Source organism: Streptomyces sp. NBC_00104 (assembly GCF_045160825.1).
Taxonomy (GTDB): Bacteria; Actinomycetota; Actinomycetes; order Streptomycetales; family Streptomycetaceae; genus Streptomyces.
Map to the genome: position 1 here is coordinate 5,717,124 of NZ_CP108215.1, position 24,131 is coordinate 5,741,254.

20 protein-coding genes are annotated in these 24,131 nt (G+C 71.5%); 14 read left to right on the plus strand and 6 right to left on the minus strand.

All coding sequences use genetic code 11. The features are described 5' to 3' along the window. Positions 1-196 precede the first annotated feature (196 nt). Genes OG272_RS25185 through OG272_RS25195 form a run of 3 tightly spaced genes read left to right on the plus strand, consistent with a single transcriptional unit; the run spans position 197 to position 3,287 of the window. Positions 197-1,180 (plus strand): DUF5819 family protein, encoded by a 984-nt coding sequence (locus tag OG272_RS25185; RefSeq protein ID WP_327728776.1) that lies wholly within the window; start codon positions 197-199, stop codon positions 1,178-1,180. A gap of 41 nt (positions 1,181-1,221) precedes the next feature. After that, positions 1,222-2,478, plus strand: coding sequence for an HTTM domain-containing protein (locus OG272_RS25190; RefSeq protein WP_327732177.1), 1,257 nt, complete (start codon positions 1,222-1,224; stop codon positions 2,476-2,478). Beyond that, positions 2,475-3,287, plus strand: coding sequence for a TrmH family RNA methyltransferase (locus tag OG272_RS25195; RefSeq protein WP_327728775.1), 813 nt, complete (start codon positions 2,475-2,477; stop codon positions 3,285-3,287). Before OG272_RS25190 ends, OG272_RS25195 begins: the two co-directional genes overlap by 4 nt. Before the next feature lie 98 nt (positions 3,288-3,385). Here OG272_RS25195 and paaN read toward each other — a convergent pair whose 3' ends face one another. Continuing rightward, positions 3,386-5,092, minus strand: a complete 1,707-nt coding sequence (gene paaN, locus OG272_RS25200) for a phenylacetic acid degradation protein PaaN (protein ID WP_326580544.1) — start codon at positions 5,090-5,092, stop codon at positions 3,386-3,388. 203 nt (positions 5,093-5,295) lie between these two features. Here paaN and OG272_RS25205 point away from each other — a divergent pair, with 203 nt between their 5' ends. Both OG272_RS25205 and OG272_RS25210 read left to right on the plus strand, forming a co-directional pair. Next, positions 5,296-6,813, plus strand: coding sequence for a 3-hydroxyacyl-CoA dehydrogenase (locus OG272_RS25205; protein WP_326580542.1), 1,518 nt, complete (start codon positions 5,296-5,298; stop codon positions 6,811-6,813). Further along, a complete protein-coding gene (locus OG272_RS25210; protein WP_326580540.1) occupies positions 6,810-7,400 on the plus strand; it encodes a TetR/AcrR family transcriptional regulator in 591 nt (196 codons plus the stop codon). The genes OG272_RS25205 and OG272_RS25210 overlap by 4 nt, the downstream gene beginning before the upstream one ends. 36 nt (positions 7,401-7,436) lie before the next feature. Here OG272_RS25210 and OG272_RS25215 read toward each other — a convergent pair whose 3' ends face one another. Next, positions 7,437-7,922 (minus strand): Lrp/AsnC family transcriptional regulator, encoded by a 486-nt coding sequence (locus OG272_RS25215; protein WP_013002201.1) that lies wholly within the window; start codon positions 7,920-7,922, stop codon positions 7,437-7,439. Between the two features lie 190 nt (positions 7,923-8,112). Between OG272_RS25215 and pdhA the strand changes: the two genes are divergently transcribed. From pdhA to OG272_RS25245, 6 genes are all read left to right on the plus strand, one after another. Further along, positions 8,113-9,249: a pyruvate dehydrogenase (acetyl-transferring) E1 component subunit alpha gene (gene pdhA / locus OG272_RS25220; protein WP_405894908.1), complete on the plus strand. Its 1,137-nt coding sequence runs from the start codon at positions 8,113-8,115 to the stop codon at positions 9,247-9,249. Further along, a complete protein-coding gene (locus tag OG272_RS25225; protein WP_327728774.1) occupies positions 9,246-10,250 on the plus strand; it encodes an alpha-ketoacid dehydrogenase subunit beta in 1,005 nt (334 codons plus the stop codon). The genes pdhA and OG272_RS25225 overlap by 4 nt, the downstream gene beginning before the upstream one ends. After that, the gene (locus OG272_RS25230; RefSeq protein WP_405894909.1) at positions 10,250-11,602 is read left to right on the plus strand and encodes a dihydrolipoamide acetyltransferase family protein; all 1,353 of its coding nucleotides are present in this window, start codon (positions 10,250-10,252) and stop codon (positions 11,600-11,602) included. Before OG272_RS25225 ends, OG272_RS25230 begins: the two co-directional genes overlap by 1 nt. A 114-nt stretch (positions 11,603-11,716) precedes the next feature. After that, positions 11,717-12,682: an NTP transferase domain-containing protein gene (locus tag OG272_RS25235; protein WP_405894910.1), complete on the plus strand. Its 966-nt coding sequence runs from the start codon at positions 11,717-11,719 to the stop codon at positions 12,680-12,682. After that, on the plus strand, positions 12,679-14,034 hold the full coding sequence (locus OG272_RS25240) for a molybdopterin molybdotransferase MoeA (protein WP_405894912.1): 1,356 nt from the start codon (positions 12,679-12,681) through the stop codon (positions 14,032-14,034). The genes OG272_RS25235 and OG272_RS25240 overlap by 4 nt, the downstream gene beginning before the upstream one ends. Positions 14,035-14,137: 103 nt before the next feature. Continuing rightward, the gene (locus OG272_RS25245; RefSeq protein ID WP_326580528.1) at positions 14,138-15,238 is read left to right on the plus strand and encodes a potassium channel family protein; all 1,101 of its coding nucleotides are present in this window, start codon (positions 14,138-14,140) and stop codon (positions 15,236-15,238) included. Between the two features lie 152 nt (positions 15,239-15,390). Here the strand turns inward: OG272_RS25245 and OG272_RS25250 are convergent, their stop codons facing one another. Continuing rightward, a complete protein-coding gene (locus OG272_RS25250) occupies positions 15,391-16,239 on the minus strand; it encodes an ABC transporter permease (protein WP_326580526.1) in 849 nt (282 codons plus the stop codon). Beyond that, complete coding sequence (locus OG272_RS25255) at positions 16,236-17,267, minus strand: ATP-binding cassette domain-containing protein (RefSeq protein WP_405894914.1); 1,032 nt, start codon at positions 17,265-17,267, stop codon at positions 16,236-16,238. The genes OG272_RS25250 and OG272_RS25255 overlap by 4 nt, the downstream gene beginning before the upstream one ends. 742 nt (positions 17,268-18,009) lie before the next feature. Between OG272_RS25255 and OG272_RS25260 the strand changes: the two genes are divergently transcribed. Further along, positions 18,010-18,990 (plus strand): NAD(P)H-quinone oxidoreductase, encoded by a 981-nt coding sequence (locus tag OG272_RS25260; RefSeq protein ID WP_327728770.1) that lies wholly within the window; start codon positions 18,010-18,012, stop codon positions 18,988-18,990. 43 nt (positions 18,991-19,033) lie between these two features. Here OG272_RS25260 and OG272_RS25265 read toward each other — a convergent pair whose 3' ends face one another. Further along, positions 19,034-19,429, minus strand: a complete 396-nt coding sequence (locus OG272_RS25265) for a hypothetical protein (protein ID WP_326580520.1) — start codon at positions 19,427-19,429, stop codon at positions 19,034-19,036. 402 nt (positions 19,430-19,831) lie between these two features. Between OG272_RS25265 and OG272_RS25270 the strand changes: the two genes are divergently transcribed. Beyond that, a complete protein-coding gene (locus tag OG272_RS25270; protein ID WP_326580518.1) occupies positions 19,832-20,377 on the plus strand; it encodes a bacterial proteasome activator family protein in 546 nt (181 codons plus the stop codon). A 106-nt stretch (positions 20,378-20,483) separates the two neighbouring features. Here OG272_RS25270 and OG272_RS25275 read toward each other — a convergent pair whose 3' ends face one another. Next, positions 20,484-22,127, minus strand: a complete 1,644-nt coding sequence (locus tag OG272_RS25275) for a protein kinase domain-containing protein (RefSeq protein WP_405894916.1) — start codon at positions 22,125-22,127, stop codon at positions 20,484-20,486. 399 nt (positions 22,128-22,526) lie between these two features. Between OG272_RS25275 and OG272_RS25280 the strand changes: the two genes are divergently transcribed. Then, entirely contained in the window at positions 22,527-24,101 is a 1,575-nt protein-coding gene (locus tag OG272_RS25280; RefSeq protein ID WP_405894918.1) for a protein kinase domain-containing protein, read from the plus strand. Positions 24,102-24,131: the final 30 nt, after the last annotated feature.

The following is a 24,131-nucleotide window of genomic DNA, read 5'->3' on the forward strand; positions in this document are numbered from 1 at the left end:
CGGCGAGGTGGCTTTCGGGAGAGGCGGACCACACCGCGCCGTAAGGTGTCCCCCGCTGTGGATAACCTCATCAGTGCCGTGCGAGCGGTGTGACGATGTGACTGCTGTGGCTATCGGGGCTGTGCCGGAGGAACGCGGCTGAGTAGGTTCCGGTGGGGAAGTGGACCGGGTAGTGGGAATCGGGGAGCTGGGCGGAATGGACGCGAACGACGAGGTCTCGAACGCCCGGCCAGGGCCGGACGAGCCCGAGGGCTCCGCCTCCACGAGCGATGCGAACCCGCAGCCCCGGCCTCCCCGGCAGAACTCCGACCCGGATCCGCTGCCCGACCAGGATCCGGATCCGCATCCGGCCCAGGAACCCGTGGCCTCGTCCCTGCGTCGGGAGCCGTCGGGATCGCCATCGGAATTGCCATCGGAATTGCCGTCGGAGTCGCCTCCCCCGCCGCGACCGGCGGAGATAGCCGAGCCGGCGCAGCCGGCCTCGGGTATCGCCGCCCTCACCCTGCCGTACCAGATCGCCGTGGCGCTCGTGCTCGCGGTCGTGGCGGTGGCGACCTGCGCGCATCTCGGGCTGGTGTTTCTCCATATCGCACCCTCGAACACGCTGACGAAGCAGCACGGCCGGGCGGTGGACGAGTGGGTGTACCCGGAATTCGAGCAGAACTGGAAGCTGTTCGCGCCGAACCCGTTGCAGCAGAACATCGCGGTGCAGGCGCGCGCCGAGATCCGCACCGCTGACGGCGAGGTGCGTGCGACCGGCTGGTACGACCTGTCGGCGCTGGACGGCGCCGCGATCGACCGCAATCCGGTGCCGAGCCACGCGCAGCAGAACGAACTGCGCCGGGCCTGGGACTTCTACACGGCCACGCATGACGGCGAGCACCGCGCCACCTCGTCGCGCGGCGATCTGTCCCAGCGCTATGTGCGCCGCATCGTGGTGATGCGCCTCGACCGCGAGCAGGCCGACGGCCCGGGCGGTGTGATCGAGCGGATCCAGCTCCGCTCCCGTACCACCAATGTGGAGCCGCCCGACTGGAGCGAGGAAAAGGTGTCCGACAAGCCCGTCGTCAGTGAGCTGCCCTGGTGGCCGGTGACCGACGACGACCGCACGGACGCCGCCGCCAACGCGGCCGGCGTCGGTCCGGCCGTCACGGGTCGGACGGAGGCGAGCGCCGGATGAACTCCCTGAGGACGACCGACCCGGCCCGGCCGGTGAGCCCGATGGGGCGCCTCGCCGCCGCGATGGGCAACGGGATCACCCGCGTCACGGATCGCGCGCTGGGCCCGTACCAGAGCGCGATCATCCGTATCGGCTTCTCCTTGACCTGGCTGTTGTTCCTGCTGCGCGAGTTCCCGCACCGGCGCGAGTTGTACGGCCCCGACGGGCCCTGGAGCTGGGAGCTGGCCCAGCAGCTGACCGCGAACAACGACGCCTTCACGGTGCTGATGTGGTCCGACAGCATGGTGTGGTTCGAGATCGTCTACGCCGTCGCCATCCTGTCCACTTTTGCGCTGCTGCTCGGCTGGCGCGCCCGCGCCGCGAGCGTGCTCTTCATGGTGGGCGTCTTCTCACTGCAGAACCGCAGTGTCTTCATGGGCGACGGCGGCGACAACGTCATCCACCTCATGGCGATGTATCTCGTCTTCGTCCGCTGCGCCCAGGTCTGGTCGCTGGACGCGCGGCGCGCACGGCGCACGCGCGAGCGCCTGGCGCGGGTCGGCGAGGCGCCGGTGGACCGGGTCGGCCCCGCCCTGTGGTGCGTGCTCGGGTTCGCGCTGCTGGTGGCGACGTTCGGCGGTCTGATTCCCGGCGGTCTGCTGGGCGGCTGGCTGACGTTCTTCTGGGGGCTGTGGGCGGTGCACGCCCTGTGGTGGGCCGTCGGCCGCATCGACGCGGACACCAAGCCGCGGGTGCTGCTCGACATCGTCGGCAACCTCGCGCACAACGCCGCCCTGGTCGTGATCATGGCCGAGGCGTGTCTGATCTACGCGGCGGCCGGCTGGTACAAGATCCAGGGCTCGCGCTGGCAGGACGGCACGGCCGCCTACTACCCGTTCCACCTGGACTACTTCTCGCCCTGGGCCGCGCTGTCCGACCTGATGTCCTCCAGCGGCACGATGGTGATGCTGGTGACGTACGGGACGGTGATCGTGCAGGTCGCCTTCCCGTTCACGCTCTTCAACCGGCGTGTCAAGAACGTCCTGCTGGCGGTCATGATGACCGAGCACGCCGTGATCGCCGTCGTGCTGGGACTGCCGTTCTTCTCGCTCGCGATGATCGCCGCCGACGCCGTCTTCCTGCCGACGCCCTTCCTGAAGCGCCTGGGCGGCCTGGTGGCACGCGCGCGGGACCGCGTCGTCCGTCGTGTGCTGCCGGGGCGCGGCCGTACGGTCCCGGGCCCGCGCGACCCGGAGCAGCCACCGCTCCCCCGGGAGAAGGAGACGGCCGAGCGGGCCCACGTAGGCTTCACCGCATGAACGATCCGGTGAGCGCACCACAGGACGGACCGGCAGGTGGCCCGGTGACCGGATCGACCGCTCGCCCGGCGGGCGACACCGTGCGGACCTGGCACCGCCTCGCCGACACCGCCGTATTGCTCGACGGCTTCCACGCCCTCAAGCACGCCGTGCGCTTCGGTGCCGAGGTACAGGTGGCCGTCACCGCCGACCGCGCGGCGGCGCTGGCCCTCGCCGACGATCTGGCCCCGGACGTACGGGACCGGCTCGTGGATCTCCTCCAGGAGGTTCCGGAGGAGACGTACCGGACTCTCGTGCCGCGCCCGCACCCCACCGCCGTCGCCGCCCTGGCCGTACGCCCGTCGCGCGCGGCCCATCTGGCGGCGCTCGCCCACACCCCGCGCACCGCTCCCGTCGTCGTCCTCGACCATCCGCGCAACCTGGGCAACGCGGGGGCGGTGATCCGGCTGGCTGCCGGTTTCGGCGCGACCGGTGTGGTCACCACGGGGACTCTGGATCCCTGGCATCCCACGGTCGTACGCGGCGGGGCGGGCCTGCACTTCGCCACCGCCGTCGAGCACCTGGAGGTGGCCGATCTGCCCCCGGGGCCGCTCTTCGCGCTCGACCCCGAGGGCGACGACATCCGGGGCGTGAAGCTCCCGGACGACGCCGTCCTGGCCTTCGGCTCCGAACGCAGTGGCCTGTCCACCGAACTCCGTGCCCGGACCGATCACTTGCTGTCCCTGCCGATGCGCCCCCAGGTCTCCAGCTACAACCTGGCGACCAGCGTGGCGATGACGCTGTACCACTGGAGCGCGGGTTCCCCTTGAGGGCGGTCCAGCTGAACCGCGCACCCGTTCTCAGGGGCGTGGGGAACCGTGCGACCAGCCGTCACGGACCCGCGGTCGCCCCACGCCACGAGCAACCCCTACGCCTCGCGCCGGACCTCGACCACCCGGAACCGGTTGGCGACGAACGCCCCGTCGCAGAGAGCCGCGTTGGCCGCCGGGTTCCCACCGGACCCGTGGAAGTCGGAGAACGCCGCGGTCTGGTTCACATACACGCCGCCCGTGAGGTTCAGCGACAGCTGCGCGCACTCGTCCAGGCAGACCTCCTCGACGGCATCGGCCACCGCGTCGGAGGTGGTGTACGCGCCGACGGTCATCGCGCCCTTGTCGGCGATGGTCCGGCGCAGCAACTCCACCCCGTCCGTCGCCGAGTCGACGGCGACGGCGAACGACACCGGGCCGAAGCACTCGCTCATGTACGCGGCCTCGTCGTCGGTCCGCTCCCAGTACTTTCGCGCGCCGTCGAGCTTCACGATCACCGGCGTGCGGACGACCGCGCCGGGGAACTCGGGGTTGGTGATCTCCCGTGAGGCGAGGGCGACCTCGCCGAGCGACGTGGCCGCTTCGAGGCGGGCCTTGACGTCGGGGTTGACGATCGCGCCGAGCAGGGCGTTCGCGCGTGCGTCGTCGCCCAGCAGGCCGCCGACCGACTGGGCGAGGTCGGCGACGACCTCGTCGTAGGACTTGGGGCCCACGTCGGTGGTGATGCCGTCGCGGGGGATGAGCAGGTTCTGCGGGGTGGTGCACATCTGGCCGCTGTACAGGGACAGCGAGAAGGCCAGGTTGGAGAGCATGCCCTGGTAGTCGTCGGTGGAGTCGACGAGCACCGTGTTGACGCCGGCCTTCTCCGTGTAGACCTCCGCCTGGCGGGCGTTCGCTTCCAGCCAGTCGCCGAAGGACGTCGATCCGGTGTAGTCGATGATGCGGATCTCGGGGCGGGTGGCCAGGTCCTTCGCGATGCCCTCGCCGGGGCGTTCGGCGGCCAGCGCGACCAGGTTGGGGTCGAAACCGGCCTCGGTGAGGACCTCGCGGGCGACCTGGACGGTGAGGGCGAGCGGCAGCACCGCGCGCGGGTGGGGCTTCACGAGGACCGCGTTGCCGGTGGCGAGGGAGGCGAACAGGCCCGGGTAGCCGTTCCAGGTCGGGAAGGTGTTGCAGCCGATGAGGAGGGCGATGCCGCGCGGCACCGGCTTGAACCGCTTGGTGAGGGTGAGCGGGTCGCGCTTGCCCTGGGGCTTGATCCACTCCGCGTTGTCGGGGGTGCGGACCTGCTCCGCGTACGCGTACGTCACCGCTTCCAGGCCTCGGTCCTGGGCATGCGGGCCGCCTGCCTGGAAGGCCATCATGAAGGCCTGACCGCTGGTGTGCATGACCGCGTGGGCGAACTCGTGGGTGCGGTCGCTGATCCGCTTGAGGATCTCCAGACACACCGCCGCGCGCGCCTGAGCGCCTGCGTCGCGCCACGCGCGCTGGCCCGCCTTCATGGCGGGCAGCAGCGTGTCGACGTCCGCGTGCGGGTAGGTGACGCCCAGCTCGATGCCGTACGGGGAGACCTCGCCGCCCACCCAGTCGTCGGTGCCGGGCTGGCCGAGGTCGAGGCGGGTGCCGAGGAGGGCGTCGAAGGCGGCCTTGCCCTCTGCCATGCCCAGGCTGCCGTTCTCTCCGTACGCCTTCGGGTGCTCGGGGTGGGGCGACCAGTACGCGCGCGTGCGGATCGCTTCCAGCGCCTGGTCGAGGGTGGCCCGGTGCTTGGCGATCAGGGTGTGCGCGGACGGTTCGGCGGCCATGCTTGACCAACTCCTCACGTCAGGGGGCTCTTCTTCGAGCTCTGACCTGGGCAGGACAGAGTCGAGAGGGGTGGCGCTGAGCGCCTAGGTCAGGGCGGTGGTGGGCGACGGGTGGGCGGACAGAGTTAGAGTAACCGAACGATCGGTCGGGACAAGGGGGTCCGCCGCATCTGTGGACAACCCCGTGCGGGAGGATCGCGCACATGACAGCACTCGACCTCAGCAGCCCCGTGGCCGTCGTCGGCGCCGGCACCATGGGCCAGGGCATCGCCCAGGTCGCGCTGGCCGCGGGCCACCTCGTACGCCTGTTCGATGCCATGCCCGGTCGTGCGCGGGAGGCGGCCGAGGCGATCGGCGCCCGGCTCGACCGGCTCGTCGCGAAGGACCGCATGACCGGCGCCGACCGGGACGCCGCGCGCGCCCGGCTGCACGCCGCCGAGAGCCTCTCCGACCTCGCGGACTGCGATCTCGTCGTCGAGGCCGTCCTGGAACGCCTGGACGTCAAGCAGGAGTTGTTCCGCGCGCTGGAGGACGTCGTCGGCGAGGACTGCCTGCTCGCCACCAACACCTCCTCCCTGTCCGTCACGGCCATCGGCGGCGCCCTGCGCAACCCGGGCCGTTTCGTGGGCCTGCACTTCTTCAATCCCGCGCCGCTGCTGCCCCTCGTCGAGGTCGTCTCCGGGTTCGCGACCGACGTCACGTCGGCCACGCGCGCGTACGAGATGGCCCGCGTCTGGGGCAAGACGCCGGTCGCCTGCGCCGACACCCCCGGTTTCATCGTCAACCGCATCGCACGGCCGTTCTACGCGGAGGCCTTCGCGGTGTACGAGTCGCAGGCCGCCGAGCCCGTCACCATCGACGCGGTCCTGCGCGAGTGCGGCGGCTTCCGGATGGGCGCCTTCGAACTGACCGACCTCATCGGGCAGGACGTCAACGAGTCCGTCACCCACTCCGTGTGGCAGGCCTTCTTCCAGGACGTCCGGTTCACGCCCTCGCTGGCCCAGCGGCGGCTCGTCGAGTCCGGCCGGCTCGGCCGCAAGACGGGACAGGGCTGGTACGACTACACCGACGACGCCGAGCGCCCCGAGCCGCACACGGCCGAACCGGTCCCGGCGCCCGCGTACGTCGTCGTCGAGGGCGACCTGGGCCCCGCCTCCGAACTGCTCACGCTGATCCGCGAGGCGGGCATCCCCGTCCGCGAGGACGAGGAGGACCACGGCACCCGGCTCGTCCTGCCGAGCGGCGGTCAACTGGCCCTCGCCGACGGGCAGACCTCCGTGGAGTTCCGGGACGTCGTCTACTTCGATCTCGCGCTCGACTACCGCAGGGCCACCCGGATCGCGCTGTCCGCCTCCCAGGACACCTCGCCGCAGACCCTCGCGGAGGCCACCGGGCTCTTCCAGGCGCTGGGCAAGGACGTCAGCGTCATCGGGGACGCCCCCGGCATGATCGTCGCCCGCATCGTGGCGCGGATCGTCGACCTCGCGCACGACGCCGTCGCCAAGGGCGTGGCCACCAAGGAGGACATCGACACGGCGATGCGCCTGGGCGTCAACTACCCGCTGGGGCCCTTCGAATGGAGCCGCAGGCTGGGCCGCAACTGGGCGTACTCCCTCCTGGACGACCTGCACCTGCGCGACCCCTCCGGGCGCTACGCGCCGTCCCTGGCGCTCTACCGCCACGCCTACGCCTCCGACAAGCGGGAGGGCACCTCCTCATGACCACCGCCAAGCGCGACACGTACACCCCGGAGACACTGCTGTCCGTCGCCGTCCGGGTCTTCAACGAGCGCGGCTACGACGGCACGTCGATGGAGCACCTCTCCAAGGCGGCCGGTATCTCCAAGTCGTCGATATACCACCACGTCACGGGCAAGGAGGAGCTGCTGCGCCGGGCCGTCAGCCGGGCTCTGGACGGGCTCTTCGGGATCCTCGACGAGGAACCCGCGCGCACGGGGCGTGCGGTGGAACGCCTGGAGCACGTCGTGCGGCGCATGGTCGAGGTGCTGATGAACGAGCTCCCCTACGTGACCCTCCTGCTGCGGGTGCGCGGCAACACCGGCACCGAGCGCTGGGCGCTGGAGCGGCGCCGCGACTTCGACCACCGGGTCGCCGAGCTGCTGAAGGCCGCGGCCGCCGACGGGGACGTACGCGGGGACGTGGAGGTGCGGCTCGCGACCCGGCTCGTCTTCGGGATGATCAACTCGATCGTGGAGTGGTACCGGCCGGACGGGCGGGGCATGGGCGAGCGGGAGGTGTCCGAGGCCGTGACACACCTGGTCTTCGCGGGGCTTCGCGCCCAGGACTGACCGATCCCCGCGGGGACCTGCGGCCCGGGGCGCCGATCACCCCTCCGGTTCCACGTCCTCCTCCTCGAACACCAGCAGCGTCCGGGTGCTGAGCACCTCCGGGATGGCCTGGAGCTTGGTGAGGACGACCTCGCGCAGGGCCCTGTTGTCCGAGGTGTGCACCAGGAGCAGGACGTCGTAGTCGCCGCCCACCAGCGCGATGTGGGCGGCGCCGGACAACTGGCGCAGCTGATCGCGGACCGTGCGCCAGGAGTTCTGCACGATCTTGAGGGTGATGTAGGCCGAGGTGCCCTTTCCGGCGCGCTCGTGGTTCACCCGCGCCCCGAAGCCACGGATCACGCCGTCCTCGATGAGGCGGTTGATGCGCGCGTAGGCGTTGGCGCGGGAGACGTGGACGCGCTCGGCGACGGACCGTATCGAGGCGCGGCCGTCGGCCTGCAGCATGCGCAGGATGTCCTGATCTATGGCGTCCAGCGGTCGAGGGGGCGGCAGGGCCGGGCCGTGCTCCGGCGGCTCGGCCATTTGTTCAGATGCCATGTGCCCCCGCCTCCCTGCCATGGACGTCCTGCGTTCATTTGAGGCTGTGCAGAACCGTTTGTCCACAGCCTGAGGGCGCCTGTAGCCAAAATGCGCCAACGACCGAACAATCGGTAGGTGAGACGCGTCACAACCGTGCCGCGTCCCAGAAGCCACTCCCACGAGGAGGTGCCGTATGACGGTCATGGAGCAGCGGGGCGCGTACCGCCCGACACCGCCGCCCGCCTGGCAGCCCCGCACGGACCCCGTGCCGCTGCTGCCGGACGCCCTGCCGTACCGCGTGCTCGGCACGGACGCGGCGGCCGACGCCGACCCCGCGCTGCTGCGCCGGCTCTACGCCGAGCTGGTGCGCGGCCGCCGCTACAACACGCAGGCCACGGCCCTGACCAAGCAGGGCAGGCTCGCCGTCTACCCCTCCAGCACCGGCCAGGAGGCCTGCGAGGTCGCCGCCGCGCTCGTCCTCGAAGACCGGGACTGGCTCTTCCCGAGCTATCGCGACACGCTCGCCGCCGTCGCCCGTGGCCTCGACCCCGTGCAGGCGCTCACGCTGCTGCGCGGCGACTGGCACACCGGTTACGACCCGCACGAGCACCGCGTCGCGCCCCTGTGCACCCCGCTCGCGACCCAGCTCCCGCACGCCGTGGGCCTCGCGCACGCCGCCCGTCTCCAGGGCGACGACGTGGTGGCGCTCGCCCTGGTCGGCGACGGCGGCACCAGCGAGGGCGACTTCCACGAGGCGCTCAACTTCGCCGCCGTCTGGCAGGCCCCGGTCGTCTTCCTCGTCCAGAACAACGGCTTCGCGATCTCCGTCCCGCTCGCCAAGCAGACCGCCGCCCCGTCGCTGGCCCACAAGGCCGTCGGCTACGGGATGCCGGGCCGCCTGGTCGACGGCAACGACGCCGCCGCCGTGCACCAGGTGCTCGCCGAAGCCGTGGCCCACGCGCGCGCGGGTGGCGGTCCCACACTGGTCGAGGCGGTGACGTACCGCATCGACGCCCACACCAACGCCGACGACGCGACCCGCTACCGGGGCGACGCCGAGGTCGAGACCTGGCGCGCGCACGACCCGATCGCGCTCCTGGAGCACGAGCTGACCGAGCGCGGCCTCCTCGACGAGGACGGCATCCGGGCCGCCCGCGACGCCGCCGAGACGATGGCGGCCGACCTGCGCGAGCGCATGAACCAGGACCCGGTCCTCGACCCCATGGACCTCTTCGCCCACGTCTACGCCGAACCCACCCCCCACCTGCGCGAACAGGAGGCCCTGCTCAGGGCCGAGCTGGCGGCGGAACAAGAAGGGGCGCACCGATGACCACCGTCGCCCTCAAGCCCGCCACCATGGCGCAGGCGCTCACCCGCGCCCTCCGCGACGCCATGACCGCCGACCCCACCGTGCACGTCATGGGCGAGGACGTCGGCGCCCTCGGCGGCGTCTTCCGGGTCACCGACGGGCTCGCGAAGGAGTTCGGCGAGGACCGGGTCACCGACACCCCGCTGGCCGAGGCGGGCATCCTCGGCACGGCCGTCGGCATGGCGATGTACGGGCTGCGGCCCGTCGTGGAAATGCAGTTCGACGCGTTCGCCTACCCGGCGTTCGAGCAGCTCATCAGCCATGTGGCCCGGATGCGCAACCGCACGCGCGGCGCCATGCCGCTGCCGATCACCATCCGCGTCCCCTACGGCGGAGGCATCGGCGGCGTCGAGCACCACAGCGACTCCTCCGAGGCGTACTACATGGCGACTCCGGGGCTCCATGTCGTCACGCCCGCCACCGTCGCCGACGCCTACGGGCTGCTGCGCGCCGCCATCGCCTCCGACGACCCGGTCGTCTTCCTGGAACCCAAACGCCTGTACTGGTCGAAGGACTCCTGGAACCCCGAGGAACCGCAGACCGTCGACCCGATCGGCCGCGCGGTCGTCCGCCGCGTCGGCCGCAGCGCCACGCTCATCACGTACGGCCCGTCCGTGCCCGTCTGCCTGGAGGCCGCCGAGGCGGCCACGGCCGAGGGCTGGGACCTCGAAGTGGTCGACCTGCGCTCCCTGGTGCCCTTCGACGACGAGACGGTCGCCGTGTCGGTCCGGCGGACCGGGCGCGCGGTGGTCGTCCACGAGTCCGGCTCCTACGGCGGACCGGGCGGCGAGATCGCGGCCCGGGTGACCGAGCGCTGCTTCCACCACCTGGAGGCGCCCGTGCTGCGGGTGGCCGGGTTCGACATCCCGTATCCGCCGCCGATGCTGGAGCGGCACCACCTCCCCGGCGTCGACCGGATCCTGGACGCCGTCGGGCGCCTGCAGTGGGAGGCGGAGAACTGATGGCCCAGGTGCTGGAGTTCAAGCTGCCCGACCTCGGTGAGGGGCTGACCGAGGCCGAGATCGTCCGCTGGCTGGTCCAGGTCGGGGACGTCGTCGCGATCGACCAACCGGTCGTCGAGGTCGAGACGGCCAAGGCGATGGTCGAGGTCCCCTGCCCCTACGGCGGTGTCGTCACCGCCCGCTTCGGCGAGGAGGGCACGGAGCTGCCCGTGGGGGCACCGCTGTTGACCGTGGCCGTGGGAGCGCCCGCCTCCGGAGCCCTCGCCGACGAGGGCTCCGGCAATGTGCTGGTCGGATACGGCACCGGGGCGCCACCGGCGCGGCGCAGGCGGGTGCGGCCGGGGGAGCCGATCCGGTCCGGGGCGCCCGCGACACCGGCGGTTCGGCCCACCGCCGTCGATACGGCGGCCGCCCAGGTCGCCGCCCCCGAGCGCCCGGACGGACCCGTGCCGGTCATCTCCCCGCTGGTCCGCCGCCTCGCCCGCGAGAACGGCCTGGACCTGCGCGAGTTGCACGGCTCGGGCCCCGAGGGCCTCATCCTGCGGGCGGACGTGGAGCACGCGCTGCGGGCTGTCGCGGCCCCGGTTCGGGCGCCGCAGCCGGTCACCGTGCCAGGCGCGCAGCCTGCCCCCGTCGCGGCGCCCGCGCGCGCGGAAAGCCCCTCCGGTACCCGCGTGCCCCTGCGTGGAGTCCGGGGCGCCGTCGCCGACAAGCTCTCCCGCAGCCGGCGCGAGATCCCCGACGCGACCTGCTGGGTGGACGCCGACGCGACGGAGTTGATGAACGCCCGTACGGCGATGAACGCGGCCGGCGGCCCGAAGGTCTCCCTCCTCGCACTGCTCGCACGCGTCTGCACTGCAGCGCTGGCCCGCTTCCCGGAGCTCAACTCGACGGTCGACATGGAGGCCCGCGAGGTCGTACGGCTCGACCAGGTGCACCTCGGGTTCGCCGCGCAGACGGAACGGGGGCTGGTCGTGCCCGTCGTACGGGACGCGCACACCAGGAACGCGGAGTCGCTCGGCGCCGAGTTCGCCCGGCTGACGGAGGCGGCGCGCACCGGCACGCTGACACCCGGCCAGTTGACCGGCGGGACCTTCACGCTGAACAACTACGGCGTCTTCGGTGTCGACGGCTCCACGCCGATCATCAACCACCCCGAGGCCGCCATGCTCGGCGTCGGCCGCATCGTCCCCAGGCCCTGGGTGCACGAGGGCGAGCTGGCGGTACGGCAGGTCGTACAGCTCTCGCTCACCTTCGACCACCGGGTGTGCGACGGCGGCACGGCCGGAGGCTTCCTGCGGTACGTGGCGGACTGCGTCGAACAGCCGGCGGTGCTGCTGCGCACGCTCTGATCACCGGCGTCGTCCGGTCGGACCCGATCGCTTCGAGCCATCGGACCCGACCGGGGCGTGATTGCGCCGCCGCCCCGCGTTCCCTGTGATCGCGGAGGCACGCATACTCGGAGGGTGACCCCGTACGAGCCCCCGGGCGGCCCCGGTACCGAGGCGTTCGACGCCGTCGTGCTCGCCGGCGGCGCCGCCCGGCGGCTCGGCGGCGCGGACAAGCCCGCCGTACGCGTGGGCGGACGGGCCCTGCTCGACCGGGTCCTGACCGCCTGCGCCGGGGCCGGGGCGACCGTCGTCGTCGCCGACCCCCGCCCCACGGCCCGGCCCGTGCTGTGGGCCCGCGAGGAACCCCCCGGCGGCGGCCCGCTCGCCGCGCTGGGCGCCGGACTCCGGCACACCACCGCCCCGCATGTCGTCGTCCTCTCCGCCGACCTTCCGTTCCTGGACGACGAGACGGTACGGAGGCTCCTCGACGCCCTCCAGGGCGGCGCGGAGCCCGCCGACGGCGTCCTGGTCACCGACCCCGACGGCCGGGACCAACCCCTCGTGGCCGTCTACCGGGCCGAGGCCCTGCGTCGTGAGCTCGCGCGGCTCGCCGACGAGCACGACGGCCTGACCGGGCTCCCCCTGCGGCGGCTGACCGCCGCGCTGCGCCTCACCCGTATCACCGACCCCCTCGCGTCCTTCGACTGCGACACCTGGGACGACATCGCCGCCGCCCGCGCACGGATCAGGGAGCATGGCCACGTGTTGGATGAATGGATTTCCGCAGTCAAGGACGAGCTGGGGATCGACCTCGACGTCGACATCACCGAGCTGCTCGACCTCGCCCGTGACGCCGCCCACAGCGTGGCCCGGCCAGCCGCCCCGTTGACCACGTTCCTCATCGGCTACGCCGCCGCCCAGGCCGGGGGAGGCCCCGAGGCGGTCACCGAGGCCGCCAGGAAGGCCTCCGCCCTGGCCCTGAGCTGGGCCGACGAGGGCACCCCCGACGCCGGACCGGCCGTCGGCACCGGCACCGGCACCGGCACCGGCACCGGCACCGGCACCGGCGCCGGCCAGGACACCGGCCCGGCCGCCGGATGACCGCCCAGGACGCCGAGGAACTCGACGTGGAGGAGGCGCTGGCCGTGGCCAACGACAGGGCCGTCCGGGGGCCGGGCGAGCCCCGCTCCCCCCGCGAAACGCCCACGACCGGTGACACCGGCGCGCACCGGGCCAAGGACGACTCCCACCACCGGGCCACCTCCTGGCCCGAGGCCCGAGCCGTCGCCGAACGCGCCGCCCGCTCGGCCGGACGCCGGGCCCCGGCGTCGGTCACCGTGGACAAGGCCCTCGGCCTCGTCCTCGCCGCCCCCCTCACCGCCCTCACCGACCTCCCCTCCTTCGACACCTCCGCGATGGACGGCTGGGCGGTCGCCGGCCCCGGTCCCTGGGACGTACGGGAGGACGGTGTGCTGGCAGGGCACGCCGAGCCCGGGCGGCTCACCGACGGGGAGGCGGTCCGGATCGCCACCGGTGCCCGCATCCCGGCCGACACGACCGCCGTCCTGCGCAGCGAGCACGGCCGCACCGACGACAAGGGGCGGCTGCACCCGACCCGGGACCTGGCACACGGGCAGGACATCCGCCCACGAGGCCAGGAGTGCCGCTACGGCGACCAACTGCTGCCGCTCGGCACGCAGATCACCCCCGCCGCGCTCGGACTCGCGGCGGCCGCCGGGTACGACACGGTGAGCGTGCTCCCCCGCCCGCGCGTCGAACTGCTCGTCCTGGGCGACGAACTGCTCACCGAAGGCCGCCCGCGCGAAGGCCTGATCCGGGACGCACTGGGCCCGATGCTGCCCTCCTGGCTCCGGGCACTGGGCGCCGAGGTCACCGCCGTACGCCGCCTCGGGGACGATGCCGAGGCCTTGTACCGGGCCGTGAAGAAATCCTCCGCCGACCTCATCGTCACCACGGGGGGCACGGCTTCCGGGCCCGTCGACCATGTCCACCCCACCCTGCGTCGTGTCGGGGCCGAACTCCTCGTCGACGGTGTGAAGGTGCGCCCGGGGCACCCCATGCTGCTGGCCCGTATCAAGCGGGACCAGCATCTCGTCGGCCTGCCCGGTAACCCGTTGGCAGCCATCTCCGGGCTGTTCACGCTCGCCGAGCCCCTGCTGCGGACCCTCGCCGGGCGCGCCGCCCCGGAGCCGTACACGATGCCGCTGCGGGAGGCGGTGCACGGGCACCCGTACGACACCCGGCTCATCCCCGTCGGTCTGCGCGGTGACGACGCCGTGCCGCTGCACTACAACGGTCCCGCTATGCTCCGCGGCATCGCCACAGCCGATGCCCTTGCCGTCGTACCGCCCGGCGGCGCCCGCCCTGGCCAGGAGCTGGAACTACTCGACCTGCCCTGGGCGACCGCGGGGATCCAGGTGTGTTTCACGTGAAACGTCGATATGACCAACTGGCCTTGCGGCCGACGACGTTTCACGTGAAACAACGGGTAGATGGCAGCGGAGTACAGCCAGGGGATGTACGTCGAAACGGGGAGTGTTTCACGTGAAACTGCCGGGCCAGGACGCGATCGCCCGCAACGCGGACGAGCGACTGGTGACCCACCAGGTGCGACTGCCGAAACGGGAGGTCGAACGGCCGATGCGGCAGGTCGGCAGGCGGCTGGCGATGGCCCTGTTCGTGCTGATCGCGACCGCGTTCATCGTCTATGCCGACAACGAGGGGTACAACGACAACTCCGACGGTTCCGTGGACCTGCTCGACGCGTTCTACTACGCCACCGTCACCCTCTCCACCACGGGGTACGGCGACATCACTCCGGTCAGCGACGCTGCCCGGTTCACCAACATTTTCGTGATCACGCCGCTGCGTGTGCTGTTCCTGATCATTCTGGTCGGGACCACGCTGGAGGTCCTCACGGAGCGCACGCGTGAGGAATGGCGACTGAAACGCTGGAGGGCGGCCTTGAGGGAGCACACCGTGGTAGTCGGCTGGGGGACGAAGGGACGGTCGGCGATCCAGACAGTCTGTGCGACAGGGCTGAAGAAGGAACAGGTCGTGGTCGTGGATCCCAGCTCCAAGGTCATCGACGCCGCGACGGCCGATGGGTACACGGGCGTTGTCGGGGACGCGACCCGCAGTGATGTGCTGTTGCAGGCCGAAGCGCACAAGGCGCGGCAGATCATCATCTCGACCGCGCGGGACGACACCGCCGTACTGGTCGCGCTGACCGCCCGCCAGCTCAACCGCGGGGCGAAGATCGTGGCCGCCGTGCGGGAGGAGGAGAACGCGCCGCTGCTGAAGCAGTCGGGAGCCGACGTCGTCATCACCAGCGCCAGCGCGGCCGGACGGCTCCTCGGGCTCTCCGTCCTCAGCCCCGCGGCCGGCATGGTGATGGAGGACCTCATCCAGCAGGGCAGCGGGCTGGACATCGCCGAACGGCCGGTCATAAAGGCCGAGGTGGGGCGTGGCGTGCGGGAGACGGAGGATCTCGTGGTCAGCGTGCTGCGCGGTCATCGGGTGCTGGGCTATGACGATCCGTCCATCGGTGCGCTCCAGCTGACGGACCGGCTCATCACCATCGTCCGTGCCACCCCGAGCACGAAGATCACCCCCGAGACCAAGCACCTGCCGTAGCCGGCGGGCCGGCGGGGCGACGGGCCGGCCGCGATGTGAGCGGGAGCGGGAGCAGCGTGAGGGCGCCCCAGGGATACGTCCCCGGGGCGCCCTCACGTATGGACCGACTGGTCCGGGCGGACCTGTATGGACCGACCGGCCCGGGTGGACCGCTACTTGCGGTTGTACAGCCGCATCGTGATCGGTCCGAAGACGAGCACGAACAGGGCGGACCAGCCCAGCGTCCAGGCGACCTCCGCCGTCGGCCACTCGCCCGCCATCAACTCGCGGACCGCCGAGGCCAGATGCGTGACCGGGCTGTTGTTGACGAACGCCTGGAGCCAGCCCGGCATGGTGCTCGGGTCGACGAAGACGTTGGACAGGAAGGTCAGCGGGAAGATCACCATCATGCTGACGCCCATCACGGACTTCTCGGTGCGCAGCATGAGGCCGAACATCGTCCAGATCCACGAGAACGCGAACGAGAAGACGATGAGCAGCGCGACCCCGGCGACCACGCCCAGCACCCCGCCGTCCGGGCGGTAGCCGAGGATCATGCCGACGGTGAGCATCACGAAGGACGCGATCGCGTAGCGCAGGGCGTCGCCCAGCAGATAGCCGACCATCGTCGACGGCCGCCAGATCGGCAGCGAGCGGAACCGGTCGAAGACACCCTTCTCGATGTCCGTGTTGACCGAGACACCGGTGTACATCGTGATCATCACGACCGACATCACCAGGATGCCCGGCAGCAGGAACTGGATGTACTCCTCCGGGGAGCCGGCCAGCGCCCCGCCGAAGAGGTACGTGTACATCAGCACCATCATGATCGGGAAGGCGGTGACGTCGAAGAGCTGTTCCGGCACGTGTTTGATCTTGAGCATGGCCCGCCAGCCGAAGGTCAGGGACGCCGACAGGGCGCTGGGCCGCGGCGGTCGTTCCTTGGCGATCAGCAGCGCGGCGAGCGACTCGGCACTGACGGGGGCGAGTTCCTTGTTCTCGGTGGTGGTCGCGGTGCTCATGCCGCCGCCTCGTCCTTCGTCTCGGAGGTGTCCGCGGCCTGCGTGGCCGCTGTCCTGGTGTCGTGTCCGGTGAGGGCGAGGAACACCTCGTCCAGGCTGGGCTGCCCCAGCGCGAAGTTGTCGACGGTGATGCCGGTACGGGCCAGTTCGGCGAGCGCCCGGGCGGCGGCCTCGGCGGCACCCTGCCCGTTGGCGGATCCAGCGCCCACGCGTGCCGTCAGCGCCACCGGGTCCGGCTCGCGCTGCACATCGGCGTCGAGGGCGAGCCGCAGCACCTCCTCGGCCTGCGGCCGCTGGGCCGCGTCGCGCAGCCGTAGATGGACGGAACCGGCGCCCACGGACGCCTTCAGCTCGCCCTTCGTGCCCTCCGCGATCACCTTGCCCCGGTCGATGACCGCGATCCGGGACGCCAGCTGGTCCGCCTCGTCCAGATACTGCGTCGTGAGAAGCACCGTCGTGCCCTGGGCGACCACCGCGCGCACGATGTCCCACACCTGGTTGCGGCTGCGCGGGTCGAGGCCGGTCGTCGGCTCGTCCAGGAACAGCAGGTCGGGGGTGTTGAGGATGGACGCGGCGATGTCGATACGGCGCCGCATGCCGCCCGAGTAGTGCTTGACCTGCTTTCCGGCCGCCTCGCTCAACCCGAAGGCCTCCAGCAGCTGCTCGGCGCGATGGCGGGCCGCCCGTTTGTCGTGGCCGAGGAGACGGGCGAGCAGCACCAGGTTCTCGGTGCCGGTCAGATCCTCGTCCACGGAGGCGTACTGCCCGGTCAGGCTCACCCGGCCGCGTACCTCGTCGGCCTCGCTCACGACGTCGTGACCGAAGACGTGCGCCTCGCCGCCGTCGGGGCGCAGCAGGGTGGCGAGCATCTTCACCGTGGTCGTCTTGCCGGCGCCGTTCGGGCCGAGGACGCCGTAGACCGTGCCGGCCGGCACGGCCAGGTCGACGCCGTCGACGGCCCGGGTCTCGCCGAAGGTCTTCACCAGACCCGCGGTCTCGATCGCGAGGCCGGACGTCTGTGCGCTCATGTCTGGGATCCTTCCGCGTGCGGGGCCCGTGTCCGGGGCTATGCAAGGAGAGACCGCCGGGACCGCCGAAACTCATCGGTCACCGCGCGGGACATCGCGACTGCCCCGGCATCGGGGCGGAGCGCGTCGGCGAGAACCCGTGCGGCCGCGAGGTCTCCACGGTCTCTCCGATGGCGACCGATTGCACCCCCATCGGGACCAAGGGCGCAAGAGGATCGGACCGGGGACGCAGGCCGACCGGGACCGGGACGCAGGCCGACCGGGACCGGGGCGTGGGCCCACCGGGGCGGGGACTCGGTGCGGAGGCCGAGGGGGTAGCTGCTTGCCGCAGAGTGCGCACGAGGCCGAATTAGCTCGCTCGTGTGATCGTCCACTTGTGAGTTTGCGGTGCCCTGGGCTGATCGGGCTGACGTGGTCCTGCGACCTGGGACACCGGGTACGGCGTCGGCGTGCGGGGCCCCTGCTCCACCAGAGGATGGTTCAGGGTCTCCCCGTCGCCTCTGGCCGTACCTCTGTGGCCAGGTCGCGCAGGGCTGGTTCATCAGCGGCCTCCGGCCGCGGGGGCCTCCCGGGCCCGGACCAGGCACAGGATGCGTGTCGCCGCCCCGGGGCTGAGAATGCCAGGGACCTGAGGGCACCTCCCACGCCCTTAAGGCAGTGGGGGAGCGCCCAAGACCGTTCGGGGCGTGCGGCTGAGCGGGCTCACTCATGCTCAGTCCACAGGAACGGTAGCGTCCCCTTCATGTATGCGATCACGATTCCCGAACCCGGTGGACCCGAGGCCCTGGTGTGGGACGAGGTCCCCGATCCGGTGCCCGGCGAGGGCGAAGTGCTCATCGAGGTGGCGGCGAGTGCCGTGAACCGAGCCGACCTGCTCCAGCGGCAGGGCTTCTACGACCCGCCGCCCGGCGCCTCTCCCTACCCCGGCCTGGAGTGCTCCGGCCGGATCGCGGAGCTCGGGCCCGGGGTGTCCGGGTGGAACGCCGGCGACGAGGTGTGCGCGCTGCTCTCGGGCGGCGGCTACGCGGAGAAGGTCGTCGTCCCGGTCGGCCAGCTGCTGCCCGTGCCCTCCGGCCTCGACCTCAACCGGGCCGCCGCGCTGCCCGAGGTGGTCTGCACGGTCTGGTCGAACGTCTTCATGATCGCCCACCTGCGTCCCGGTGAGACCCTCCTCGTGCACGGCGGCTCCAGCGGGATCGGCACGATGGCCATCCAGCTCGCGAAGGCGGTCGGCGCGCGGGTCGCCGTGACGGCCGGTACCAAGGAGAAGCTCGAACAGTGCGCCGCCCTGGGCGCGGACATCCTGATCAACTACCGCGAGCAGGACTTCGTCGAGGAGGTCCGCAACGCCACGGACGGCAAGGGCGCGGACGTCGTCCTGGACAACATGGGCGCCAAGTACCTCGACCGCAACGTCCGGGTCCTCGCCGTCAACGGCCGCCTGGCGATCATCGGCATGCAGGGCGGCATAAAGGGCGAGCTGAACATCGGCGCCCTCCTCGCCAAGCGGGCCGCGATCAGCGCGACCTCGCTGCGCGCACGCCCCCTGGAGGAGAAGACCGCCATCGTCGCCGCCGTACGCGAACACGTGTGGCCGCTGATCGCCGGCGGCCACGTACGCCCCGTCGTCGACCGCGAGATCCCCATGGACGACGCGGCCACGGCCCATCGTGTGCTGGAGGAGAGCGGTCACATCGGCAAGGTGCTCCTGGTGGTGCCGTAGACCGGCCGGCCGAAACGCTGTACGAGCCCCCGCTCAGCCCGGCTCAGTCCCGCCGTATCCGTAGTCCGACGAAGGCCAGGCCGAGGCCCAGGCCCAGCAGCATGAGGCCGCTGCCGAGGGAGAGGACCTGCAGGACGGGTTCCTCGGAGGTCACGGTGCCGGCTCCGGGTGGGACGGCCGGGACAGGCAGGGCGGCGTCCTGGGAGGGCTCGGGGACGCCGGTGGCGTCCGGGACGGGAGGGGGCTCTTCCGGGGGCGCGTACGCGTCGTCCTCCGGTTCCACGGGCTCGGCGTCCTGCCGCCCCGGGCGCTCCCGCCCTTCGCCCGCGCGGCTGCCGGCCCAGGAGGTCGCGGGGTCGGGCTCGGCCGCGTACACGGCCGGCACGGCCCCGGTCACCAGAACCACGAGCAGTCCCGTGACGAGAACCAGTCCCGTCACGCGCGCTGAGCGGAGCCAAGGAGCCACGCCCTCAGCGTCACACGCCACCCACACACCGGCATCTCGACGCCGAACCGCCGAACCGCCGGACCGCCGAACCGCCGGACCGATTTGACTGCCGGACTGCCGGACCGATTCGACCGCCGGACTGCCGGACTGACGAACCGATCCGACTACGGCCCCGGTCGAAGGCCGGCAGCGGCGCCGCAGTAGTCCGCGCCCGCCATCGTCCCCGCGCCCGCCATCGTCCCCGCGCCCGCCGAAGCCCGCCCAGGCCCGCCGAAGGCCCCCGGCGGGCACGAATCCCCGTCCGGGACACGAGCCGCTGCCGTGTAAACGGTGGATCACCCTGCGTCGGGGGCACCTGGGTGATGAGGTGTACGTGTGCGAGAGAATGGCGGCATGGAGATGCCGAGGAACGAACGGTCGCCCGAACAGCCCCAGATCCTGGTCGTGGGCCAGGACGGAATGGCGGTGGGCGGCGGCGGAGACGAAGACTCCCGCGAGATCCCGGTGACGGAGATGGTGGAACAGCCGGCCAAGGTCATGCGCATCGGCAGCATGATCAAGCAGTTGCTCGAAGAAGTACGGGTCGCCCCCCTCGACGATGCCAGCCGGGCCCGGCTGAAGGAGATCCACGCCAGCTCGGTCAAGGAACTGGAGGACGGCCTGGCGCCCGAACTGGTCGAGGAGTTGGAGCGGCTCTCCCTGCCCTTCACCGACGAGGTGATCCCGAGCGACGCGGAACTGCGGATCGCGCAGGCCCAGTTGGTCGGCTGGCTCGAAGGCCTCTTCCACGGGATCCAGACGACGCTGTTCGCCCAGCAGATGGCGGCCCGGGCCCAGTTGGAACAGATGCGCCGCGCGCTGCCGCCCGGCGTCGGCGGCGGCCTCGAGGGCGACGACGATCCCCGTACGATCGGCCGCTCGGGCGGCCCGTACCTCTAGCCTCCGACGCCTCCGACCCACCCACCCCCCGCCCATACGTACGCAGAGGGCCCGGCACACGAAGTGCCGGGCCCTTCCTACGACCAGGGGCCCGGGGCCCGGGGCATCAGGCCGGGTTGCCCGTCGAGACCTTGAGGATGATCGAGGGCATGTCCTTGGGGTCGACGTCGTCGGAGGCCGCCGGGTACTGCTCCATGACCGTGCCCTCGCCGTACGTGTTCTCGTCGACCTTCTGGACGTCGTACTGCCAGCCCGCCGCCTGGAAGCACTTCTTCACCGAGTCGATGTTCTTGAAGGTGAAGTCCGGCAGCAGGATCTTGTCGGGGTCGTTGTAGGACTCCGAGGGCTCCGTGCACTCGGTCGAGTCGATGACCTTCGACGTGTCCGGTCCCTTGTGCCCCTCGACCACGGTCGGCGAGGCGGACGGGGTGGTGCCGCCGTCGCCGCTCGACGCCTCGCTGCCGGTGTTCAGACTCAGCGCCGTGACTAGGCCGCCGACCGCGAGGACCGACACGACGATCGCGCCGACGATGACGCCCTTGTTGCTCTTGCCGCCCCCGGAACGTCCGGCCGAGAGGGAGGACTGCTGGGGCGGGAGGTTGTACGGCGGCGGGGTGGACGCCCCCTGCTGCGGCGCGTACGCGGCGGTCTGCGGGGGCGTCTGGTAGCCGCCCTGCTGCGGGTAGCCGTAGGACGGGGCGGGCGTGGGCGTCGGCGGACCGTATCCGCCCGTCGCGTGCGGCTGGTACGGCGTCTGGACGCTGCCCGACTGCGGGGCCCCGGTCTGGTCGATCGGCGGGAAGACGGCGGAGGAGACCCCGGCGCCGCTGGACGTCTGCACGCCCGGCACGATGCTCGGCGCCACGGGCTGGAGGGACGCGGCGACCCGCAGGCACTCGTCCCGCATCGCCTCCGCGCTCGGGAACCGCTCGTTCGGGTTCTTCTTCAGCGCGCGGGCGATGATCGCGTCGACGGCCGGCGGCAGGGAACGGTTGATCGAGGAGGGAGCGACCGGCTCCTCCTGGACGTGCGCATACGCGATGGCCAGCGGCGAGTCCGCCTCGAACGGCAACCGACCGGTGGTCAGTTGGAACAGCATGATGCCGACCGAGTACAGGTCGGAGCGCGCGTCCACGCCACGGCCGAGGGCCTGCTCGGGCGAGAGGTACTGCGGGGTGCCGACGACCATGCCGGTCTGCGTCATCGACGTGACGCCCGACTGCATGGCGCGGGCGATGCCGAAGTCCATGACCTTCACGACGTTCCGCTTGGTCATCATCACGTTGCCCGGCTTGATGTCCCGGTGGACCAGGCCCATCTCGTGGCTGATCTCCAGCGCCGCCAGCACGTCCGCGGTGATCTTCAGCGCCTTGTCGGAGGGCATCGCGCCGAGCTGCGAGACGTCCGCGTCCAGCACCGAACCGAGCGGCTTGCCCTCGATGTACTCCATGACGATGTACGGCGTCGTCATGCCGTCCATCTCGTCCTCGCCCGTGTCGAAGACCGAGACGATGTTCGTGTGGGTGAGCTTCGCCACGGCCTGCGCCTCACGGCGGAACCGCTCACGGAAGGCCTGCTCGCGGCCCAGCTCGGTGTGGAGTGTCTTGATCGCGACTTGTCGGTCGAGCACCGAGTCATATGCGAGGTGGACGGAGGCCATGCCGCCCTCGCCGAGCAGGTCACGCAGCTGATAGCGGCCACCGGCTAGCGACCGCCCCGCGTACCGGCCCTGTGCGGCGTCCTGGCTCATCTTCCTGCGTCCCCCATCGGCGCGCGCGAAAGCTGCTGGCGTGGCTCCCGCGATCGGTGATCATGGTGATCCCCGACGATCCTGGTGATCCTTTGTGCTATTCCCGGCCAAGTCTGCCCCAGGGCACTGACACGTCAAGCGCGGTGCCCGATCCGTGACCGTACGCGAAAGAAGCGTCGCGGAAGCGTTACAGGGGGCGTACGCCCGGTACACAGAACTTGCACGAGTGCGCGCGCTGCGGGTTTCATGGCCGATCAACCTTCGAATCCACCTTGAATCCGTCGTGAACCCGTCGCGTGGCCAACCCGGACCGGCCTCTTGCGTGAAGGCTGTAGCGTGGCCGACGGAGACCGTAACAAGTACCGCGCGGACCGCGGGCAGAAATGACGGCGAGGACTGATGGCACAGCAGCAGCGCTCTCAGGGCCCGTCCGACCCCGAGGCGACTGGCGGCGGCATGTCGGACGCGCCGGAGTTGTGGGGCAACGGCGGGCTTGTCGGTGACGGTCGATACCGGATGACCCACAGACTCGGCCGGGGCGGTATGGCCGAGGTGTTCGCGGCCGAGGACGTGCGCCTCGGTCGTACGGTCGCGGTCAAGTTGCTCCGCTCCGACCTCGCCGAAGACCCCATTTCCAAGGCCCGCTTCACGCGTGAGGCCCAGGCGGTGGCCGGTCTCAACCACCACTCGATCGTGGCTGTCTACGACTCCGGCGAGGACGTCGTGAACGGCACCCCCGTGCCGTACATCGTCATGGAGCTGGTCGAGGGCCGCACCATCCGCGATCTGCTGATCAACGCGGAGGCGCCCGGCCCGGAGCAGGCGCTGATCATCGTCTCCGGTGTACTGGAGGCGCTGGCATACTCCCACCAGCACGGCATCGTGCACCGCGACATCAAGCCGGCGAACGTGATCATCACCCACAACGGGGCCGTGAAGGTGATGGACTTCGGTATCGCCCGCGCCCTGCACGGGGCGTCGACGACGATGACGCAGACCGGCATGGTCATGGGCACGCCCCAGTACCTCTCCCCGGAGCAGGCGCTCGGCAAGGCCGTCGACCACCGCTCCGACCTGTACGCCACCGGCTGTCTGCTCTACGAACTCCTCTCACTCAGGCCTCCGTTCATCGGCGAGACCCCGCTGTCGGTGGTCTACCAGCACGTCCAGGACATCCCGGTGCCCCCCTCCGAGGTCTCGGAGGGGGCGGCGCCGCCGGAGCTCGACGGCCTCGTCATGCGCTCCCTCGCCAAGGAGCCGGACGATCGGTTCCAGACGGCCGAGGAGATGCGCGGCCTCGTCCAGTACGGCCTGCAGATGCTGTACGACCAGGGCGGCCACACCGGCACCTGGAACACCGGGCCCGTCACCATGCACGAGGGCCGGAACACGCCGCCGGGCGGTATGTCCGGTACGGCGGTCATGTCGCACCCCGGGGAGCCGGGCACCTCGCAGACCCCGCAGCCGATCCTGCCCGGGTACGGCGGTGGCGGCCGGGACGACGGCGGCTTCGAGGGCCGCGGCAACCGGGGCAGCGGCCGCGGCAAGCTGTGGATCCTCGCCGTTCTCGCGGTGGTCGCCATCGCGGCGGGTGTCGCGCTGGCGCTGAACGACAACGGTGGCGGCAGCGGCGGCGACACCGGGACCACGAAGTCTCCGACGGCCTCGACGTCGAGCAAGGACAAGGACGCCAGCGAGTCGCCCAGCGACGAGGAGACCGCGGAGGAGACGACGGAGGAGAACACCGGCTCGGGCAACGACCCCGACTACACGCCGCCGTACTCGCAGTCCCCGTCCTTCAGCCAGTCGCCGACGCAGAGCCCGACGGAGGAGCCGACGGAGGAGCCGACGACCGAGGAACCGACGACGGAGGAGCCGACGGAGGAGCCGACGACGGAGGAGCCGACCGACGACGGCAGCGGCGGGGACGCCGCCGGGGGCCTGACGGTCGGTGGCGGCGACGGCGAGGAGTGATCCGGCGGCGTGACCGGAGTGACCCTCCCC

What these genes read in the sequence shown, in the direction of transcription:
- OG272_RS25185 (WP_327728776.1), top strand. Translation starts at nt 197, where the DNA reads ATGGACGCGAACGACGAGGTCTCGAACGCCCGGCCAGGGCCGGACGAG.
- OG272_RS25190 (WP_327732177.1), top strand. Translation starts at nt 1,222, where the DNA reads ATGGGGCGCCTCGCCGCCGCGATGGGCAACGGGATCACCCGCGTCACG.
- OG272_RS25260 (WP_327728770.1), top strand. Translation starts at nt 18,010, where the DNA reads ATGTATGCGATCACGATTCCCGAACCCGGTGGACCCGAGGCCCTGGTG.
- OG272_RS25240 (WP_405894912.1), top strand. Translation starts at nt 12,679, where the DNA reads ATGACCGCCCAGGACGCCGAGGAACTCGACGTGGAGGAGGCGCTGGCC.
- OG272_RS25195 (WP_327728775.1), top strand. Translation starts at nt 2,475, where the DNA reads ATGAACGATCCGGTGAGCGCACCACAGGACGGACCGGCAGGTGGCCCG.
- OG272_RS25215 (WP_013002201.1), bottom strand. Translation starts at nt 7,922, where the DNA reads ATGGCCGAGCCGCCGGAGCACGGCCCGGCCCTGCCGCCCCCTCGACCG.
- OG272_RS25270 (WP_326580518.1), top strand. Translation starts at nt 19,832, where the DNA reads ATGGAGATGCCGAGGAACGAACGGTCGCCCGAACAGCCCCAGATCCTG.
- OG272_RS25225 (WP_327728774.1), top strand. Translation starts at nt 9,246, where the DNA reads ATGACCACCGTCGCCCTCAAGCCCGCCACCATGGCGCAGGCGCTCACC.
- OG272_RS25280 (WP_405894918.1), top strand. Translation starts at nt 22,527, where the DNA reads ATGGCACAGCAGCAGCGCTCTCAGGGCCCGTCCGACCCCGAGGCGACT.
- paaN (WP_326580544.1), bottom strand. Translation starts at nt 5,092, where the DNA reads ATGGCCGCCGAACCGTCCGCGCACACCCTGATCGCCAAGCACCGGGCC.
- OG272_RS25210 (WP_326580540.1), top strand. Translation starts at nt 6,810, where the DNA reads ATGACCACCGCCAAGCGCGACACGTACACCCCGGAGACACTGCTGTCC.
- OG272_RS25230 (WP_405894909.1), top strand. Translation starts at nt 10,250, where the DNA reads ATGGCCCAGGTGCTGGAGTTCAAGCTGCCCGACCTCGGTGAGGGGCTG.
- pdhA (WP_405894908.1), top strand. Translation starts at nt 8,113, where the DNA reads ATGACGGTCATGGAGCAGCGGGGCGCGTACCGCCCGACACCGCCGCCC.
- OG272_RS25255 (WP_405894914.1), bottom strand. Translation starts at nt 17,267, where the DNA reads ATGAGCGCACAGACGTCCGGCCTCGCGATCGAGACCGCGGGTCTGGTG.
- OG272_RS25205 (WP_326580542.1), top strand. Translation starts at nt 5,296, where the DNA reads ATGACAGCACTCGACCTCAGCAGCCCCGTGGCCGTCGTCGGCGCCGGC.
- OG272_RS25250 (WP_326580526.1), bottom strand. Translation starts at nt 16,239, where the DNA reads ATGAGCACCGCGACCACCACCGAGAACAAGGAACTCGCCCCCGTCAGT.
- OG272_RS25275 (WP_405894916.1), bottom strand. Translation starts at nt 22,127, where the DNA reads ATGAGCCAGGACGCCGCACAGGGCCGGTACGCGGGGCGGTCGCTAGCC.